Here is a 16744-nt window from a genome sequence, read left to right as displayed (position 1 = left end):
CGGGCATAGGCTGCCTGGATGAACACAGACCGTCCTTTTCTAGGGGTCATGCTGATGCTGGCCTTTTGTGTGCTTGCACCTTTGGGTGACAGCATCGCAAAGCTGCTTGGGGGCAGCGTTGCACTGGGGCTCTTGCTGCTCGTTCGTTTTGGCATCCAAGCGGTGATCCTTGTGCCGCTGGTTGCGCTGAGTGGCGCGGGTTTTCGCCTGCCGTTGGGCCTTCTGGGGTGGACTGTTTTGCGCACCCTTTTGCATATCGCAGGCATCGGTCTGATGTTCAGCGCCCTACGCTATCTGCCGCTGGCAGACGCATTGGCCATCGCATTTGTGATGCCCTTTATCATGCTGGTTTTGGGGCATTTTGTGATGGGAGAGGACGTCGGCCTGCACCGTATGTTAGCCTGCGCGGTCGGTTTTGTTGGCACGCTTTTGGTGATCCAGCCAAACTTTGCCGAGGTGGGCGCACCTGCTTTGCTGCCCTTGGGTGTTGCGGTGATCTTTGCGCTTTTCATGATGGTGACCCGCAAAATTGCGCGGGCGCTGGATCCGATCAAACTGCAGGCGATCAGCGGGATGCAAGCCACCGTGCTACTTGTCGCGGCTCTACTGATAAGGCCGGATTTAGCGGGGCCGTCCCCCATCACGCTTTCCGTCACTTCGCTTTGGCTTCTTGCGGCATTGGGTGTGCTTGGCACGCTGGCCCATCTTTTCATGACATGGAGCCTGCGCTTTGCGCCTGCTTCAACGCTGGCACCGATGCAGTATCTGGAAGTTCCTTTTGGCACCGCTATTGGGTGGCTTGTCTTCGCAGACCTTCCCAATGGGCTGGCCGCAATCGGTATCTGCATCACTGTGGCCGCTGGTCTTTACATCATCCTGCGCGAACGGCGGCTATCAAAGCAGTCTGAAGACAATCCTGCGGCAGCGTGATGAGCACCGGTCCATCGGTGGTGATCGTGACCTCCTCTTCGCTGGCCGCGTTGGACGGGCTGGTAAATCCGTCCGGTGTCATCAGTTGATCAGCGAAGGACCATTGCAATCCCTGTACCGAAACGGTGGCCGCCCCCAATGGCATGATCGACACACGGGTGCCAACGGGCAGAGCAAGGCGCGTCTGGCCCGGATTGGCCAGAAAGCTCGCATCATCCTCATCGACCAGCACGACTGCGCGGTCGGCAAAGCGGACCATGACGTTGAGCACCGAAAGCGTGTGATCCATGCGCCCGCCAGTAAAGCCGAGGCAAATCATCATTGGGGCCTCGACCCGTTGCAATACCTTCTCAAAATCTGTGGTAGACTGGTCGTCCACGGGGTGAAGCAGATCAGCAAATGTGGCACGCGCGCGGCACGATAGGCTGTCAAGGTCACCAATCACCGCAGCAGGCGTCACCCCCGCATCCAGCAAGTGATCCGCGCCACCATCCACACCGATATACCTGTCTATCAAGGGTGAAACCGCCGAAATCGATTTTTTTGTGACGGAGGCTCCCCCTACGAGGCAGACTGGTTTAGAAGTAGAAACAATGGGTTCACAAGACACGGATTGCACCTCAATTCACAAACATTCCCCAAAAGGGTCACAAAATGAGCCTGAATGTAACGTGATGCTGTTTTTGACTAAGAACCACTGTCTGTCCAGCGGGCAACTGCTGATTAACTGGGAAAGCGAATACGCATGGATGATGCCAACAAGATTCTTGATGTGACCTATGGGACCTTTTCCTGCCGGCTTGAGGGATTTGAAGATTCCGTTGAGACGATGAAGACGGTTGTGTCGTATTTCCATGATCTGGCAGGCCATGACCGGTTCATGGATCTAGAGCCGCAAGCGCCTGACATGGATACGCTGGCCCGTCTGACCGAAGAGCAATCAGGCGTCCCAGTCGAGATCGAAGGCGAAGGCCAGAACGTCAGTCTGCGTGCCGCCGGCGCGGCCGCTGCTGCGGGTGTTGCTGCAGGCGCACTACTGGATGATGACGATACGGCAGAGGCTGCCGAGGACGCGGCGGAGCAAAACATCTGGTCTGATGATGCACACGCCGACGACATTGAAGTTGACGAGATTGAATTCGCCGATCAAAGCGACGTGTCGGAAGATGACGCGGTGGAAGACAGCGTTGCCGACAAGCTCAAGCGTATTCGCGAGGTTGTTGAGCAGGGTCCGGTAGAGGACACCGAAGAAGTCTATGCCGAGGATGAAGTTGATCCCGAGGACAGCTTTGCGGATGCCGACCCGCTTTCACAGCGATTGAGCGAACTGGCGGCGCAAGCCGCTGAACCGGAGTCTTCGGAAGAGGTGGTGTCTGAGGACGATCTTGCGGCGCTGGACGCCGAGGATTTTGCTGAAAATGGCGAAGTTGTTGCTCCAGAGATGGAACATCAGGCAGCGGTGGACGAGGATGCACCGCTTTCGGACGCCGTGACAGAAGCCGATCTGGGTGGTGCTGAGGCGACGATGGACGATACCGATGACCCGGATGTCGCCGAAGACGCAATGGAGGAAGATGCGTCGGCTGATAAGGCTGACGCCGACGACTACGATGATATCGAAGTTGATGCCGTGGCAGAGACCAGCGAAGCCGAAGATGATGTCATTGCAGTAGATGAGAGCCTCGCGGACGCAGACGAGGCGCTTGAAGCGGTAGAAGCCGTCGCCGAAGACGATTTTGATGAGGAAGAGGCAGAAGACACTGCCGAAGATGTCGAAGCCGCAGAGCCTGCTGTTGAACCAGAGCCCACCCCGGAAACGGCGTCTGACACTGGACTATTGGTTCTTACCGCGAAGGATGCAGCCCAGACGCCGCAGGCGTCAGACGATGATGATGATGACGACGACTTTGATCTGCAGGCCGAAGTGGCCAAGGTTGCAGCCGAATTGGCAGCACGCAAGGGCAATGAGCTGGCCCGTCACGGCCTGCCTCGCAGCGTCGATGATGCCATGAGCCGGATCCTGTCGCAGACCGACCAGCACCTCAACCAACCCGAAAGCCGACGCCACCGCGATGCGTTTGCCCAACTCAAGGCAGCTGTCGCCGCCACCGAGGCCGCGCGCCAATTGGGTGATGATGGGGCGGATGCAAAAGATGTAGGCGAGCAATTCAAGGATGACCTTGGCGCACATGACGCGGAAGAACGCAGCCAGACACCACCGCCCGCGGCACCGCCGCTGAAACTGGTCAAAACAGTTGTGCTGGAAGAAACGCCCGATGCGATTGCCGACTACGCCGCACAAATCGAAGCAGCTCCACAAGCGCCTGCTGCAGCTCCCGCTGCAGCCGAGGATACACCGGCGGCCAAACCGATGGACGCCGCATCACAACGCTTGCGCCAGATAGCGGCAACCAAGGAAACCTCTGAGGTCACCAACGCTGACGGGTTCCGCGAGCTCGCAGCCAAGCAGGGTGCTGTTGAGACCATTGATCTGATCGAAGCGGCAGCAGCCTATCTTTACTATGTGGAATCAGAGGATGACTTCTCTCGTCCGCAGGTGATGAAGAAAGTGCAAGCAGCGACCGGTCAGGAGATCAGCCGCGAAGACGGTTTGCGCGCCTTTGGCCGCCTGCTTCGCCTTGCCAAGATCGTGAAGTTGGACAATGGGCGGTTCCGGGTTTCTGATAGCTCTGACTATCGCCCGGATGGTGCGCAAGCGGCACAGGGCTAATCATCTAGAACAGAAAAGGCGGGGATGTCCCCGCCTTTTTTACGTCTAGTGGTGCTGATCCGGGTCAGGTTGCCCGATCCCCTTGAATACCCATTTCAACGGGAAGGCCCAACCAATGCCAAGCACCACATAGATCAAGAATTCAACGACTTTGGGAAAGCGTGACGCCTCGCCCATCAAGGTGACAGCCAGTACGATGTAGACGGGCAAGCCCACCACCAACACGAAAATTGCCAGCCGTTTGCGCGCTTTAAAAGTCATCGTTCCTCAATCCGCGAAAGGATCCGTCACCAGAATGGTGTCGTCTCTTTCAGGTGAGGTGGAAACTAGGGCAACCGGGCAGTCGATCAACTCTTCGATACGACGCACGTATTTAATGGCCTGCGCGGGCAGATCCGCCCAGGACCGTGCGCCTTCGGTGGATTCCGACCAACCGGCGATTTCCTCGTAGATGGGCGTACAACGGGCCTGTTCGTCCGCCGCAGTGGGCAGATAGTCGAGCGTCTTGCCGTCAAGTTCATAGCCCACACAGATTTTGAGCGTCTCAAACCCGTCCAGCACGTCCAGCTTGGTCAATGAAATGCCCGAAACCCCAGAGGTCGCGCATGTTTGGCGCACCAGACAGGCATCAAACCAACCGCAACGGCGCTTACGCCCGGTTGTGGTGCCAAATTCATGACCGCGCTCGCCCAAGCGTTGGCCGTCGTCATCGTCCAACTCAGTCGGGAATGGCCCCTCGCCGACGCGTGTGGTGTAGGCTTTGACGATGCCCAACACGAAATCGATGGCACCGGGGCCGACACCCACGCCAGTGGCGGCCTGCCCTGCGATGACATTTGATGACGTCACAAAGGGGTAAGTTCCAAAATCAATGTCCAGAAGTGCACCCTGCGCCCCTTCGAACAGAATGCGTTTGCCTGCTTTGCGCTTTTCCTTGAGCACTTTCCAAACCGGGGCCGCATATTCAAGGATAGCCGGCGCCACGTCGCGCAGCTTGGCCAGCACAGCATCGCGGTCGATAGGCTCGAGCCCCAAACCCCGGCGCAACGCATCGTGGTGGATCAACGCGCGATCAAGGCGCAGCTCAAGCGTGGCATCGTCGGCCAGATCGGCAACGCGGATCACCCGGCGCCCGACCTTATCTTCATAGCACGGACCAATGCCGCGCCCTGTCGTACCGATCTTTGCAACCGAGTTCTGACTTTCGCGGGCACGATCCAACTCGCCATGGAATGGCAGGATCAATGGGGTATTTTCGGCGATCATCAGTGTTTCTGGCGTGATGGTGACGCCCTGAGCGCGCAGCGTTTCGATCTCGCCCAGCAGGTGCCAGGGGTCCAGAACAACGCCGTTGCCAATGATCGACAGCTTGCCACCGCGCACCACGCCAGACGGCAGCGCGTGCAATTTATAAACTTCACCATCAATGACCAATGTGTGGCCTGCGTTGTGCCCCCCCTGAAAGCGGGCAATCACATCAGCCCGTTCCGAGAGCCAGTCGACAATCTTGCCTTTGCCCTCATCACCCCATTGGGCGCCAACAACCACTACATTCGCCATAAGAATCCGTTCCTCTGCTCGGGTGCGTGCCCCCTATATCGCCGCTCCCCGCGCGGGGGAACCGCAAATTTGCGCAAATACCGGGCTGGACAGCCTAGAACCGCCCCGGCATTGTCTGCCCCAACGTCAAGGGCAAGAGGCAAATCATGGGTTTCATTATTCGATGGATTTTCGCGTTTGTGTTGCTGGCAGCGACATATAATCCAACACAGTGGAACTATGTCAGCTGGAGCATGGCCAACTATGAAACAAGCCTATCGCTGACCGTTCTTTTCGGCCTGATCCTCTTGGTGGGTTACATCATTTATCTGCGCGCTACGCTGCGTTCAATCGGCATCTTCGGCATGGTGCTGGTGCTGGCAGTTGTGGGCACCCTGCTTTGGGTGTTGTTTGATCAGGGAATCATCAGTTTGGATAATCCGACCATCAACACATGGATCGCCATTGTGGCCCTTTCGGTCGTGCTGGCCATCGGTTTGTCATGGTCGATTGTGCGCAGACGCCTGTCTGGACAGGCTGACATGGATGACGTGGACGAATAAAGGCGCATCCAAGGGGTTGCGGGACGGCGACGCAGCTTTTAGATACCGCGTGTTCGCGAACGCCCTGAAAGGCCTCACATGGAAAACGTCGTCCTCATTGTCCACCTGATCCTTGCGCTTGCATTGATCGGTACCGTTCTATTGCAACGGTCTGAAGGCGGTGGTCTTGGCATGGGCGGCGGTGGCGGTGGCGCAACCGGGTCACGCCCGGCGCCCACAGCGATGAGCAAGTTTACATGGTTGCTGGCGATTGCGTTTATTTGCACGTCAATTGCGCTGACACTGATTTCAGCAAGCAATTCAGCAGGTTCTTCCGTGGCCGACCGTCTGGGGATTGAGCCGACGGAAGAAGGCGTCGAAGTTCCCGATCTGGGTGACAGCCTATTGCCTCCAACATCTGATGATGCACCTTTGGTCCCTTCAGGCGACTAACCACTAGACGTTGCAGCAAAAACATTTGCTGCAACATGATGTTGGGTCAACGGTTGCCAAAAGCGCCCGAATCCGCTAAGGCTTAAATCCCGTGATGATGCGAATTTTGCGGTTCGCTTTCCCACAGTTTTTGGAAGATTTCACGGGGGTCCCCTACCGATGGCACGTTATATTTTTATCACCGGTGGTGTGGTTTCCTCACTTGGCAAGGGTCTGGCCTCGGCCGCATTGGGTGCCTTGCTGCAAGCGCGCGGCTATTCCGTTCGCCTGCGCAAACTGGATCCTTACCTGAACGTCGACCCCGGCACGATGTCGCCGTTTGAACATGGCGAAGTCTTTGTGACCGACGATGGGGCGGAAACCGACCTCGACCTTGGGCACTATGAACGCTTTACCGGAGTGCCTGCCCGCAAAACAGATTCCGTGTCTTCCGGGCGCATCTATTCCAACGTGTTGGAAAAGGAACGGCGCGGTGATTATCTGGGCAAGACCATTCAAGTCGTCCCCCATGTCACAAATGAGATCAAAGAATTCCTCGCCATTGGTGAAGATGAGGTCGATTTCATGCTTTGCGAGATTGGCGGCACTGTAGGGGACATCGAAGGCCTGCCGTTTTTCGAAGCGATCCGTCAATTCGCCCATGATAAACCGCGCGGCCAGTGTATTTTCATGCATCTGACGCTGCTGCCTTATCTGGCAGCGTCTGGTGAGCTGAAAACCAAACCCACCCAGCACTCTGTCAAAGAACTGCAATCCATCGGCATCGCGCCTGATATTCTTGTCTGCCGCTCCGAACATCCGATCCCGGAAAAAGAACGCGAGAAAATCGCGCTGTTCTGCAACGTGCGCAAGCAATGTGTCGTAGCAGCCTATGATCTGAAATCGATCTATGAGGCCCCGCTGGCCTATCACGATCAGGGCCTTGATCAGGCGGTTTTGGACGCGTTTGGCATTTCGCCCGCTCCGGCCCCGAAACTGCACGTCTGGCACGATGTCTACGACCGCATCCATAACCCCGAAGGCAAAGTGAAGGTCGCCATTGTTGGCAAGTACACACAGCTTGAGGATGCCTATAAATCCATCGCCGAGGCCCTGACCCATGGCGGTATGGCCAACCGGGTGAAGGTCAAGATCGAATGGGTTGATGCAGAACTCTTTGACCGCGAAGATGCAGCCCCCTTCCTTGAAGGGTATCACGCCATTCTTGTCCCCGGCGGCTTTGGCGAACGCGGCACCGAAGGCAAGATCAAGGCGGCACAATTCGCCCGCGAAAAGAAAATCCCCTATCTGGGCATCTGTCTAGGCATGCAAATGGCCGTGATCGAGGCTGCACGGAACGTGGCGGGAATGAAGAAAGCCGGGTCTGAGGAATTTGACCACGAAGCCGGCAAGAAACGGTTTGAACCTGTTGTTTACCACCTCAAGGAATGGGTGCAGGGCAACCATATGGTGGCACGCAAGGCAGATGATGACAAAGGCGGCACCATGCGTCTGGGCGCCTATGACGCGACGCTGACCGAAGGGTCCAAAGTAGCCGAGGTTTACGGCGGCACTTCCATCGAAGAACGGCATCGTCATCGCTATGAGGTTGACGTTAAATACCGTGAGACGCTGGAAAAAGCAGGGCTGCGGTTTTCTGGCATGTCTCCCGACGGCAAGTTGCCCGAAATTGTGGAATGGGCAGATCACCCTTGGTTCATCGGTGTCCAGTTCCATCCGGAGTTGAAGTCAAAGCCTTTTGCGCCACATCCACTGTTTGCTGATTTTGTGCGCGCCGCGGTTGAGACGTCGCGTCTGGTCTAGAACCCCAGCGTGATCCGGCGGGTCAACACAATGCTACCGCTGAGCTGTTCATCTGACTGAGTGATGGGGCTGCCTGCTGCGTCATCGCGCAACTGGTCATAGCGCAGCGTCCCGACTACTTCCCAGTCATCATTGATGGCATAGGTCGCTTCGGCCTTTGCCCCGGCGCTGATGATACCGCCTCTGGCGTCATAAGACTCAAAGCTGCTGGCCAAACCCTCAGCCGGGCTCACCCCAAAATACGTCTGTGCGTAGTCATCATCACCAAGCAAGACACGCGGACCCGCCCTAAACGTCAGTTGATCCGTTGGGCGGTAAAACAGGTCACCGCCAACGACGGCCACAAATGATTCATGCCCGATCACGCCATAGCGGACCTTAGCAAAAACCTCGTAGTCGCGCGCCGTGAACTCCAGCCCGCCACCGATTTCAAGTGCGGGGTCGATATCGGCCAACCCCGACAATTCGTCGAAATCATCAGCGTCACGTCCGCCGATAAACCGGAACGATCCACCAAAACCCAGGCCGTAATTGTCCGCACCGCCGCCAGATGACAACCCGCCGAACCGTAACTCTTCAAGTTTGAATTTCACGCCAACGCCGGCATCGGTATCTTCGTCCCCGAAATACCCAGGTCCGAGCGATGGCCCAAGCCCGAAACGAAACGAGATGCCGCCATCACCATCTTGGGCCGAGGCCGCAAGTGGGCAGGCAACCAGTGCTGCAAGGGTCATAATACGGAACAATTGCGCGACCTTTCTAAGCTTGAGCATAAGTGTAGCGCCTGCCACCATGCAAGCAAGTCTAATAGACAGCCCCCTTGCCATAGGTTAGGCGCTTTGACGGAACATCGCCAAAGGCTTCTCTGTCATGCTGTCTTATCAACATATCTATCATGCTGGAAATCTGGCGGATGTGCATAAGCACAGCCTTTTGGCATGGGTTCTGTCCTACATGATCCGCAAGGACAAACCGCTGAGTTACCTTGAAACCCATGCAGGCCGTGGCCTTTATGATTTGACCGATGACGCCGCCCTGAAAACCGGCGAAGCCGCCAAAGGCATCGCAATGGCCCGCAATTGGTTTGCCCCCAATCACCCTTACGCCCAGACATTGGCGCGTATTGCCGATGCACATGGTCCAGATGCTTACCCCGGCTCTCCGCTGGTCGCCGCTGAAGGGTTGCGCCCTGTCGACAGTATCCATCTGTCCGAGTTGCACCCGCAAGAGTTTGCCGCCCTTCAGGCCAATATGGCCCCCTACGGCGGTGTCTTTCGCCAAAAGGATGGCTGGGAAATGGCCCTGTCGCTTTGCCCGCCAGAGCCACGGCGTGGGTTGTTGCTGATTGACCCATCGTTTGAGGTCAAAGCGGATTATCAGACCATCCCCAAAACCATCGCCCAAATCCATCGCAAGTGGGGGGTGGGTGTGATCATGCTCTGGTATCCGATCCTGACCGACGCTCCGCACAAACCCATGATCCGCGAATTGCAGGCCGCCCTCCCCGAGGCCGTCACCCATGAAGTCCGTTTTCCCCCTGCGCGTGAAGGGCACCGCATGGTGGGATCGGGGTTGTTCGTCGTGAATGCCCCTTATGGATTTGCCGAAGCGGCGACTGATGTCTCTTCCCTCTTCCAAGATAACCTCGGCCACCTTATGTAAATCTTATGTTTAATGATCTGCTCCGGCGTTTGACCGCCCCCGAACCACAATCCCTACCTGATCCTGACGCACGCCTGGCCCTTGGGGCCTTGCTGGTACGCATTGCCCGTTCCGATGGTGACTATGCCGCCGTTGAAATCGCACAGATCGATCAGTCCTTGATGAAGCGCTATGACTTGTCAGCGGCAGATGCCGCGAGCCTGCGCGCAGAATGCGAAGCGCTGGAGGCCGAGGCCCCCGATACCGTCCGCTTTACCCGCGCGATTAAGGATGCGGTCAGCTATGAACACCGACTGTCTGTAATCGAAACCCTGTGGGCCGTCGTCATGGCCGATGGTCAGCGCGATGATGAAGAAGACAGTATGATGCGCATGACCGCATCGCTGCTTGGGATATCCGATCAGGACAGCCACCGCGCAAGGCTCAAGGTCAGCGCTGGATGATTGCCAGCCTGCCGATGTATGCGACCCCGCACACCGCCGGGGCTGATGCACGGTTCTGGGGGTTGATCCGCGATGGGTTGCACAAGCAGGGCGTAGATGCGCCCGATGCGCTTACCGCGCCACCAACGGATCTGCTGGCGCATTGGCGCAACCCGAAACTGATCTTTTCGCAAACCTGCGGGTTTCCGTTTCGGGCGGTTCTCAAGGACGACGTTTCGCTGATTGGCACCCCGGACTATGGCGTCGCAGGATGTCCACCAGGGTATTATTGCAGCCATGTGATTGCACGCGATGACGATCCGCGCGTGGCACTTTCCGCGTTCAAGACGGCCCGCTTTGCCTACAATGATGCGATGTCGCAATCGGGGTGGGCCGCGTTGGCGTTGGAGGCACCAGAGGTCCTGCAAGGACCGCGTCTTTGCACCGGCGGGCATCGTTTGTCCGCCATTGCGGTGCGCCAGGGCGACGCCGATTTCGCAACGATTGATGCGGTGACATGGCAGCATCTGGATGCGGCAGGTGAAACCGGGGGCCTTAAAATCCTGCACAGCACGTCTCCGACACCGGGGTTGCCCTATATTACTTCTAAATCGGGCCCTGTTGACGCGCTCTTTGCTGCGACCGCGCAAGCAATCACGGCGCTCCCCTCTCAAGACCGGGCAGTTTTGCACCTAGAAGGGCTCGTCGCACTGCCGCCAAGCGCCTATGCGCTGCCCTTGCCCCCGCCAGCAGAGGCAATCCGCAGTTGACGTAGGGTTAACCCAAGTCTGACCGTTGCAAATAACTCAAGAATCGGCACTACTCTGCGCGAAACAAGAAAAGTGGCCCAAGTGACCGACGCTGCCCCCGTTATTGAAATTCGTGACCTACACAAAGCCTACGGCGACCTTGAGGTGCTCAAGGGCGTTGATATCGTGGCCCCTGCCGGGCATGTGGTGTCTTTGATCGGCTCCTCTGGGTCGGGTAAGTCGACGCTCTTGCGTTGTGCCAATCTGTTGGAAGACAGCCAGCAAGGTGATGTGCTCTTTTGCGGCGAACCAGTGAGCTGGAAAGGGACCGGCGCGCACCGCCACCCCGGCGATCATGCGCAGATGATCCGCATCCGTACAAACCTGTCGATGGTGTTTCAGCAGTTTAACCTCTGGGCGCATATGACCATCCTGCAGAACGTCATGGAAGCGCCAGTAACGGTGCTGAAACGTGACAAGGCCGAGGTCGAAGCCGCCGCCCGCAAATACCTTGCCAAAGTGGGCATTGGGGACAAATGCGATGTCTACCCAGCCCAGCTTTCGGGTGGGCAACAACAACGGGCCGCCATCGCGCGCGCCCTGTGCATGGAACCCAAGGCGCTGCTCTTTGATGAGCCGACAAGCGCCCTGGACCCCGAACTTGAGCAGGAAGTTGTGAAAGTGATCAAGGATCTGGCCGCCGAAGGGCGCACCATGATTATCGTCACCCACGATATGCGACTGGCCGCTGATGTCAGCGATCATGTCGTCTTTCTGCACCAAGGCAAAATCGAAGAGGAAGGCAAGCCTGCCGATCTCTTCGGCAAACCAAAGACCGAGCGCTTGCAGGGCTTCCTGTCCGCGACGGTTTCATAAATCATCAACTCGGGAGAAAACTGATGAAAAACCTAGTCCTCACCACGGCAGCGCTCGCTGTTGCAGGTTCCATGACATTTGCCGATGGTCATTCCGTCGTGCGTCTGGGCACCGAAGGTGCTTACCCTCCATATAACTTCCTCAACGACGACGGCGAAGTCGACGGCTTTGAGCGCGAAGTCGGTGACGAGCTTTGCGCCCGTGCAGAGCTGACCTGCGAGTGGGTCACAAACGAGTGGGACAGCATTATCCCCAACCTCGTCTCTGGCAACTACGATGTGATCATCGCTGGTATGTCCATCACGGATGAGCGTGACGAAGTCATCGATTTCTCTGAGGCCTACACACAGCCTGATCCATCCGCATACCTGGCATTGTCCGCTGATGTGGACCTCGCCGGTGGTGTTGTTGCGGCCCAAACGGGCACAATTCAGGCCGCATTTGTTGCCAATACTGGTGCGACACTGCTTGAATTCGCAACACCTGACGAAACAGTTGCAGCTGTCAAAGCCGGTGAAGCAGACGCGGTTCTGGCCGACAAATCCTTCCTTCAGCCGATTGCAGACGCAGACGGCGAAGTGATGCTGCTGGAGCAAGAAGAGCTGATCGGCGGCGGTGTTGGTCTTGGCGTGCGTGAAAGCGACGGCGAGCTGCGCGATGCGCTGTCGGCAGCGATTGCTTCGATGAAAGCAGATGGTTCGCTGAACGTACTGATCGAAAAATGGGGTGTTGGCGCAGCTTTCTAAGGTGCCAAAACCTATCAAAGACAGGGCCGTCCCAATGGGGCGGCCCTTTTTTTGTTCAACTCTCGATAAAACGGCCAGGGCGGTACGGTGCCAACATCGCGCTTTCTGCATTGCTCAGCATGCCTGCAATGTCGGTTGCGATCAGCTCGGCGACGACAGGCCCCAGCGTAATCCCCGAATGCAGCACCGCCACATAAAGCCCCTCGGCAAGCGCGCCTACAATCGGAAGGTCATCCGCTGGCACGGGGCGTTCGGCCCGCAAGGTCTCTGCCCATTGCACCTCATCCAACCCGTTTATCAGCCCTCGTAACCGCAACATGGCATCATCAGCTGCCGCGACCGGCGATTGGGTCAGCATCTCTGAACGATCGCCCTGATGTCCAACAGCCATCGGCATCAACAACTGCCCAGAGGGTTCCTGCCTGATCTCACCCTCCGGGGTGGCAAGGATATGATCAAGCATCGGCGGCAGGGGCGTAGTCCGCATGATATAGGCCGGGCGCGACACCAGTGGGACAGTGGCGCCCATGCTTTGGGCCAGCCGGGAACTGCCGGTGCCTGCCGCGACGATCACCTGATCTGCGCTGATCACCCCGGTGGCGGTCTCAACCCCCACCGCGCGGTCACCCTGCATCGCGATCCCGCTAACAGTGACGTTATTGATCAGTTGTACGCCCAGCGCCTGCGCCGCCGTCAAAAGTTGTTGCGACAGATCGGGCGAATGCGCGGCCCCTTCATTGGGAAAGAACAACGCCTGTTTCGGGCAGGTCCGCAGTGACGGCTCAAGTGCTGCAATCTGCGACTGCGATAGCACCTTAACCGGGTAGTCAAAGGCGCGGAGCTTGGCGAATGTCGCTTCAACATCCACGTCCCAGCACAAGCAGCCCGGCCAAGTGACACTGACAGGCACGGCCGCTGCAAGCCGGTGCCACGCAGCAATTCCCGCAGCCCGCAGATGATGATGATCATCGTCGATGAAAAAGCTGGCGTTGACCCAGCCAAAGGCCGCATGGGTGGCATCGGGCACCCCAGCACTGATCACCCGGACAGAATGACCGGTCTTTGCAAGTTGCAGCGCTGTGGCGGCACCGATAATGCCCGCCCCGACAATTACGACAGACTGCGTCATGTTCAGTCGCTCCTCAATTGCCACAACATGAAAACGACCTGGCAATATTGGAGACTATACGTTGACACGCAAGCGCATTTGTTGGACGGATATTCTCAAGTGCGCAAAAGGCAATTGATGTTCAGCTTCTGTACCGATCCGGCAAGCCTTGAAGGCGCGAAATGGCTTAGTTGCTACCTGACCACCGTCAAACATATGTCGATGTATTATGCCGTGGTGACGGTGTTGTTGCTATTGGCGATTACGGCGCCGACGGCATTGGCCTTTGGTTTTGTTGGTGCCTCTGCTGCGCGCAGCCAGATTGCCCCCCTGCGTTGGGTCGGCAAAACCTATATTGCCGTAGTGCGCGGCATCCCCGATATCGCTTTCTTTTTGTTCTTCGTGATCGCATTGGATCAGGCGTTTGAATACATCCGCCACCGGATCAAATGCCCTGATTGGGAAGAACCGGTGCGGCAGGGCAATGACTTCATCGTCTGCACGGCGGCCAAGCTGCCCTTAGGAAATTCCCCGCAATGGATGCATGAAACCTATGGGTTCATGCTGGCCGTGCTGACTTTTGCAATCGTGTTTGGGGCCTTCGCCGCCAACGTCCTTTTCGGGGCAATGCGTGCCGTGCCAAAGGGCCAGCTGGAAACGGCAGAGGCCTATGGGATGAGCCGTGGACAGACATTCTGGCGCGTTCTGGTGCCACAAATGTGGGTCTATGCCCTGCCCGGCCTATCAAACCTTTGGATGGTCCTGATCAAGGCGACACCGCTACTGTTCCTGTTGGGCGTCGAAGATATCGTCTATTGGGCGCGCGAATTGGGCGGTGCCAAGCAGCCGCAGTTCACCGAGTACCCGCACCCAGACTGGCGGATGTGGTACTTCGCAGCGCTGTTGATCTTCTACCTGTGCTTCACAAAAGTATCCGAGGTTGTGCTTGACCGGATCATGGCCAAGCTGACCCACGGCCAAGCGACAGCGGCTGGCGAAGCCCAGCGGAAGGCGGCGGCATGAGTTGTTGGGACACCATCGCAGATTACGCATTGCGCAGCCAAGGCATTGGTGAACGGCTGCTGCCGCGCACGGATTTCACGCTGTGCCAGCAGTTCACGTTGATCGGCTCTGGCATGATCTGGAATATCTACTTTGGTGTTGTGGCACTCCTCTCGGGGTTCTTTCTTGCCACGGCTGTGGCGATGGGCAAAGCGGTAAGCAATCCGTTGCTGCGTAAGCCGTCAGAATGGTTCATCTTCATTTTCCGCGGCTCACCGCTCTTCATCCAGTTTTTCTTTGCCTATTTCGTCTTTCTCAGCCTCAAGGGCGCCTATCCGTTCTTCAGTCCGCTGACATCCGCGTGGGCCGGGGCTTTGGTCGTGCTGTTCCTGAACACTGCCGCCTACTCCGGTGAAATTTTCTACGGCGCGCTGCAATCCATCCCAAAGGGTGACACTGAAGCCGCCGATGCCTATGGCCTGTCCGGATGGTCGCGCTTTCGCCGGGTGATCTGGCCGACGATGCTTCGGCTCGCGTGGCCAGCCTATACTAACGAGGCGATCTTTCTGTTTCACGCGACAACGCTGGTCTTTTTCTCTGGTTTTCCGGCCACGCAACAGCGCGGCGACGCGCTTTATTATGCCAACTATTTCGCGGATAAGACGTTCAACCCGTTTGTGCCTTACCCCATCCTTGCGGGGTATTTCATCATCCTGACATTGATCGTGATCAGCGTCTTTGGACTGGTCAACGCCCGCCTTAACCGCCATCTTCCGCAGGAACGGCGCAAGCCCATCAGAGTACGGCCGCAGATCATCAGATGAGCTGGCTCGACGATCATCCCGAGATACGTAACCTGCGGTGTGGTGCCGCTGACCTTAACGGTCAGGCGCGCGGAAAGCGTATGCCGCGCCGCTTTGCAGAGAAGTTGGAAAAGGATGGCACCCGCTTTCCGCTGTCGGTGCTGAACCTCGACATCTGGGGCGAAGATATCGACGACAGCCCGCTGGTTTTTGAGACCGGAGACGCCGACGGTCTGTTGTTGCCAACCGAGCGTGGCTATGTCCCGATGCCCTGGCTCAGCTCGCCTACGGCTCTACTGCCGCTCTGGTCCTTTCTTGACGATGGCACGCCTTTCTCTGGCGATCCCCGGCATGCGCTTGCGCGGGTGTTGGAACGCTATAAGGCGCGCGGTTTGACACCGGTGGCCGCTACCGAGATGGAGTTCTATCTGGTTGATGACTCTGGCCGCGAAATCCGCCAACCCAAATCACCACGGTCGGGCAAACGCCGCGCAGGCGCTGAAATCCTGTCACTGCGCGCGCTGGACGCATTTGATGCGTTCTTTAACGACCTCTACGATGCATGTGACGCGATGGATATCCCCGCAGAGGCCGCGATCTCGGAAGGTGGTGAAGGCCAGTTCGAGGTGAATCTGGAGCACGTGCCAGACGCGCTGAAGGCTGCCGATGATGCCTGGCTCTTCAAGATGCTGGTGCGCGGGTTGGCGCGCAATCACGGGATGGCGGCCAGCTTTATGGCTAAACCCTATGAGGACTATGCAGGTAACGGGCTGCACACGCATTTTTCGGTTCTGGATGCCGCTGGAAACAACGCCTTTGCCAATGATACCTTTGACGGCACGCCGCTGCTGCAAAACGCCATTGCAGGGTGTCTTGCAGGCATCCCTGATCTGGCGCTGATCTTTGCCCCGCATGGTAACAGTTATGAACGGCTGGTACCGGGGGCGCATGCGCCGACAAATATCTGTTGGGCACATGACAATCGCACGGCCACTGTGCGTGTGCCCGGTGGCAGTTTTGCCGCGCGCCGGATTGAGCACCGCCTTGCAGGGGGTGATGTGAACCCCTACCTTTTCCTTGCTGCTGTCCTTGGCTCTGCCTTGATAGGGATTGAAGACGGCATGACCCCGCCCGCCCCGATCACCGGCAACGCCTATGATCAGAAACTGCCGCAGGTGCCCAGCAAATGGGACGACGCAATCAATGCGTTTGAGTCCAGCGCGCTTGCCCGCCGCATTTTTGATCCGCAACTGGTCGACAATCTGATCCGCACCAAACGCCAAGAGATGGCGCATTTCGCCGAGATGACGCCGGAAGAACAAATCGACCACTACCTTGATCTAGTGTAAACTTGCACCCAGACCATCCATCAAAGAAT

18 protein-coding genes are annotated in these 16744 nt (G+C 57.5%); 13 read left to right on the top strand and 5 right to left on the bottom strand.

All coding sequences use genetic code 11. The annotated features are described in order from the left end of the window. Positions 1-18: 18 nt before the first annotated feature. Positions 19-930 carry a DMT family transporter gene (locus tag DHN10_RS07285; RefSeq protein WP_108814615.1) on the top strand — a complete coding sequence of 304 codons (912 nt, stop codon included), beginning with the start codon at positions 19-21 and terminating at the stop codon, positions 928-930. Here the strand turns inward: DHN10_RS07285 and DHN10_RS07280 are convergent. Then, positions 872-1447 (bottom strand): thiamine diphosphokinase, encoded by a 576-nt coding sequence (locus tag DHN10_RS07280; RefSeq protein ID WP_234417076.1) that lies wholly within the window; start codon positions 1445-1447, stop codon positions 872-874. The two genes, DHN10_RS07285 and DHN10_RS07280, sit on opposite strands and share 59 nt — an antisense overlap. Before the next feature lie 228 nt (positions 1448-1675). On the opposite strand from DHN10_RS07280, the gene DHN10_RS07275 reads away from it, so the two are divergent. Next, positions 1676-3661, top strand: coding sequence for a hypothetical protein (locus tag DHN10_RS07275; RefSeq protein ID WP_108814613.1), 1986 nt, complete (start codon positions 1676-1678; stop codon positions 3659-3661). 45 nt (positions 3662-3706) lie between these two features. On the opposite strand, the gene DHN10_RS07270 is transcribed toward DHN10_RS07275, so the two are convergent. Together DHN10_RS07270 and DHN10_RS07265 are read right to left on the bottom strand one after the other, a co-directional pair. Further along, positions 3707-3922, bottom strand: coding sequence for a DUF2842 domain-containing protein (locus DHN10_RS07270; RefSeq protein ID WP_108814612.1), 216 nt, complete (start codon positions 3920-3922; stop codon positions 3707-3709). 6 nt (positions 3923-3928) lie between these two features. Beyond that, positions 3929-5221, bottom strand: coding sequence for an adenylosuccinate synthase (locus DHN10_RS07265; RefSeq protein WP_108814611.1), 1293 nt, complete (start codon positions 5219-5221; stop codon positions 3929-3931). 146 nt (positions 5222-5367) lie between these two features. Here DHN10_RS07265 and DHN10_RS07260 point away from each other — a divergent pair, with 146 nt between their 5' ends. The 3 genes from DHN10_RS07260 to DHN10_RS07250 all read left to right on the top strand — a co-directional run bounded on the left by DHN10_RS07260 (position 5368) and on the right by DHN10_RS07250 (position 7998). Continuing rightward, complete coding sequence (locus DHN10_RS07260; protein ID WP_108814610.1) at positions 5368-5763, top strand: DUF6524 family protein; 396 nt, start codon at positions 5368-5370, stop codon at positions 5761-5763. A 78-nt stretch (positions 5764-5841) separates the two neighbouring features. Further along, positions 5842-6195, top strand: a complete 354-nt coding sequence (gene secG / locus DHN10_RS07255; RefSeq protein ID WP_108814609.1) for a preprotein translocase subunit SecG — start codon at positions 5842-5844, stop codon at positions 6193-6195. 159 nt (positions 6196-6354) lie between these two features. Then, the gene (locus DHN10_RS07250; RefSeq protein ID WP_108814608.1) at positions 6355-7998 is read left to right on the top strand and encodes a CTP synthase; all 1644 of its coding nucleotides are present in this window, start codon (positions 6355-6357) and stop codon (positions 7996-7998) included. Here the strand turns inward: DHN10_RS07250 and DHN10_RS07245 are convergent. Continuing rightward, positions 7995-8771 (bottom strand): MipA/OmpV family protein, encoded by a 777-nt coding sequence (locus DHN10_RS07245; RefSeq protein ID WP_159086949.1) that lies wholly within the window; start codon positions 8769-8771, stop codon positions 7995-7997. The genes DHN10_RS07250 and DHN10_RS07245 overlap by 4 nt on opposite strands. Before the next feature lie 97 nt (positions 8772-8868). Here DHN10_RS07245 and DHN10_RS07240 point away from each other — a divergent pair, with 97 nt between their 5' ends. The 5 genes from DHN10_RS07240 to DHN10_RS07220 all read left to right on the top strand — a co-directional run bounded on the left by DHN10_RS07240 (position 8869) and on the right by DHN10_RS07220 (position 12453). Beyond that, positions 8869-9660, top strand: a complete 792-nt coding sequence (locus DHN10_RS07240; protein WP_108814606.1) for a 23S rRNA (adenine(2030)-N(6))-methyltransferase RlmJ — start codon at positions 8869-8871, stop codon at positions 9658-9660. Positions 9661-9665: 5 nt separating this feature from the next. Next, the gene (locus DHN10_RS07235) at positions 9666-10103 is read left to right on the top strand and encodes a TerB family tellurite resistance protein (protein WP_108814605.1); all 438 of its coding nucleotides are present in this window, start codon (positions 9666-9668) and stop codon (positions 10101-10103) included. After that, positions 10100-10852, top strand: a complete 753-nt coding sequence (locus DHN10_RS07230; RefSeq protein ID WP_108814604.1) for a phosphate/phosphite/phosphonate ABC transporter substrate-binding protein — start codon at positions 10100-10102, stop codon at positions 10850-10852. Before DHN10_RS07235 ends, DHN10_RS07230 begins: the two co-directional genes overlap by 4 nt. A gap of 81 nt (positions 10853-10933) precedes the next feature. Further along, the gene (locus DHN10_RS07225; RefSeq protein ID WP_108814603.1) at positions 10934-11707 is read left to right on the top strand and encodes an ABC transporter ATP-binding protein; all 774 of its coding nucleotides are present in this window, start codon (positions 10934-10936) and stop codon (positions 11705-11707) included. 23 nt (positions 11708-11730) lie between these two features. Then, entirely contained in the window at positions 11731-12453 is a 723-nt protein-coding gene (locus DHN10_RS07220) for a transporter substrate-binding domain-containing protein (protein ID WP_108814602.1), read from the top strand. Between the two features lie 55 nt (positions 12454-12508). Here DHN10_RS07220 and DHN10_RS07215 read toward each other — a convergent pair whose 3' ends face one another. Then, positions 12509-13582, bottom strand: coding sequence for an NAD(P)/FAD-dependent oxidoreductase (locus DHN10_RS07215; RefSeq protein ID WP_108814601.1), 1074 nt, complete (start codon positions 13580-13582; stop codon positions 12509-12511). A 117-nt stretch (positions 13583-13699) separates the two neighbouring features. Between DHN10_RS07215 and DHN10_RS07210 the strand changes: the two genes are divergently transcribed. The 3 genes from DHN10_RS07210 to DHN10_RS07200 are packed head-to-tail and all read left to right on the top strand — an operon-like array spanning position 13700 to position 16715. Further along, a complete protein-coding gene (locus DHN10_RS07210) occupies positions 13700-14584 on the top strand; it encodes an ABC transporter permease (RefSeq protein ID WP_108814600.1) in 885 nt (294 codons plus the stop codon). Further along, a complete protein-coding gene (locus DHN10_RS07205; protein ID WP_108814599.1) occupies positions 14581-15387 on the top strand; it encodes an ABC transporter permease in 807 nt (268 codons plus the stop codon). The genes DHN10_RS07210 and DHN10_RS07205 overlap by 4 nt, the downstream gene beginning before the upstream one ends. After that, positions 15384-16715, top strand: a complete 1332-nt coding sequence (locus DHN10_RS07200) for a glutamine synthetase family protein (protein WP_108814598.1) — start codon at positions 15384-15386, stop codon at positions 16713-16715. The genes DHN10_RS07205 and DHN10_RS07200 overlap by 4 nt, the downstream gene beginning before the upstream one ends. Positions 16716-16744 lie beyond the last annotated feature (29 nt).

The sequence above is a fragment of the Loktanella sp. Alg231-35 genome, from assembly GCF_900143545.1.
Classification (GTDB): Bacteria; Pseudomonadota; Alphaproteobacteria; order Rhodobacterales; family Rhodobacteraceae; genus Yoonia.
The sequence above is the reverse complement of the archived record's forward strand: the minus strand, read 5'-3'. Positions and strand labels throughout refer to the sequence as shown.

Excerpts from the sequence above, each read along its gene's own strand:
- DHN10_RS07275 (WP_108814613.1), top strand. The coding sequence starts at position 1,676 with ATGGATGATGCCAACAAGATTCTTGATGTGACCTATGGGACCTTTTCC.
- DHN10_RS07210 (WP_108814600.1), top strand. The coding sequence starts at position 13,700 with ATGTTCAGCTTCTGTACCGATCCGGCAAGCCTTGAAGGCGCGAAATGG.
- DHN10_RS07270 (WP_108814612.1), bottom strand. The coding sequence starts at position 3,922 with ATGACTTTTAAAGCGCGCAAACGGCTGGCAATTTTCGTGTTGGTGGTG.
- DHN10_RS07200 (WP_108814598.1), top strand. The coding sequence starts at position 15,384 with ATGAGCTGGCTCGACGATCATCCCGAGATACGTAACCTGCGGTGTGGT.
- DHN10_RS07245 (WP_159086949.1), bottom strand. The coding sequence starts at position 8,771 with ATGCTCAAGCTTAGAAAGGTCGCGCAATTGTTCCGTATTATGACCCTT.
- DHN10_RS07265 (WP_108814611.1), bottom strand. The coding sequence starts at position 5,221 with ATGGCGAATGTAGTGGTTGTTGGCGCCCAATGGGGTGATGAGGGCAAA.
- DHN10_RS07205 (WP_108814599.1), top strand. The coding sequence starts at position 14,581 with ATGAGTTGTTGGGACACCATCGCAGATTACGCATTGCGCAGCCAAGGC.
- DHN10_RS07235 (WP_108814605.1), top strand. The coding sequence starts at position 9,666 with ATGTTTAATGATCTGCTCCGGCGTTTGACCGCCCCCGAACCACAATCC.
- secG (WP_108814609.1), top strand. The coding sequence starts at position 5,842 with ATGGAAAACGTCGTCCTCATTGTCCACCTGATCCTTGCGCTTGCATTG.
- DHN10_RS07285 (WP_108814615.1), top strand. The coding sequence starts at position 19 with ATGAACACAGACCGTCCTTTTCTAGGGGTCATGCTGATGCTGGCCTTT.
- DHN10_RS07230 (WP_108814604.1), top strand. The coding sequence starts at position 10,100 with ATGATTGCCAGCCTGCCGATGTATGCGACCCCGCACACCGCCGGGGCT.
- DHN10_RS07240 (WP_108814606.1), top strand. The coding sequence starts at position 8,869 with ATGCTGTCTTATCAACATATCTATCATGCTGGAAATCTGGCGGATGTG.
- DHN10_RS07215 (WP_108814601.1), bottom strand. The coding sequence starts at position 13,582 with ATGACGCAGTCTGTCGTAATTGTCGGGGCGGGCATTATCGGTGCCGCC.
- DHN10_RS07260 (WP_108814610.1), top strand. The coding sequence starts at position 5,368 with ATGGGTTTCATTATTCGATGGATTTTCGCGTTTGTGTTGCTGGCAGCG.
- DHN10_RS07250 (WP_108814608.1), top strand. The coding sequence starts at position 6,355 with ATGGCACGTTATATTTTTATCACCGGTGGTGTGGTTTCCTCACTTGGC.
- DHN10_RS07220 (WP_108814602.1), top strand. The coding sequence starts at position 11,731 with ATGAAAAACCTAGTCCTCACCACGGCAGCGCTCGCTGTTGCAGGTTCC.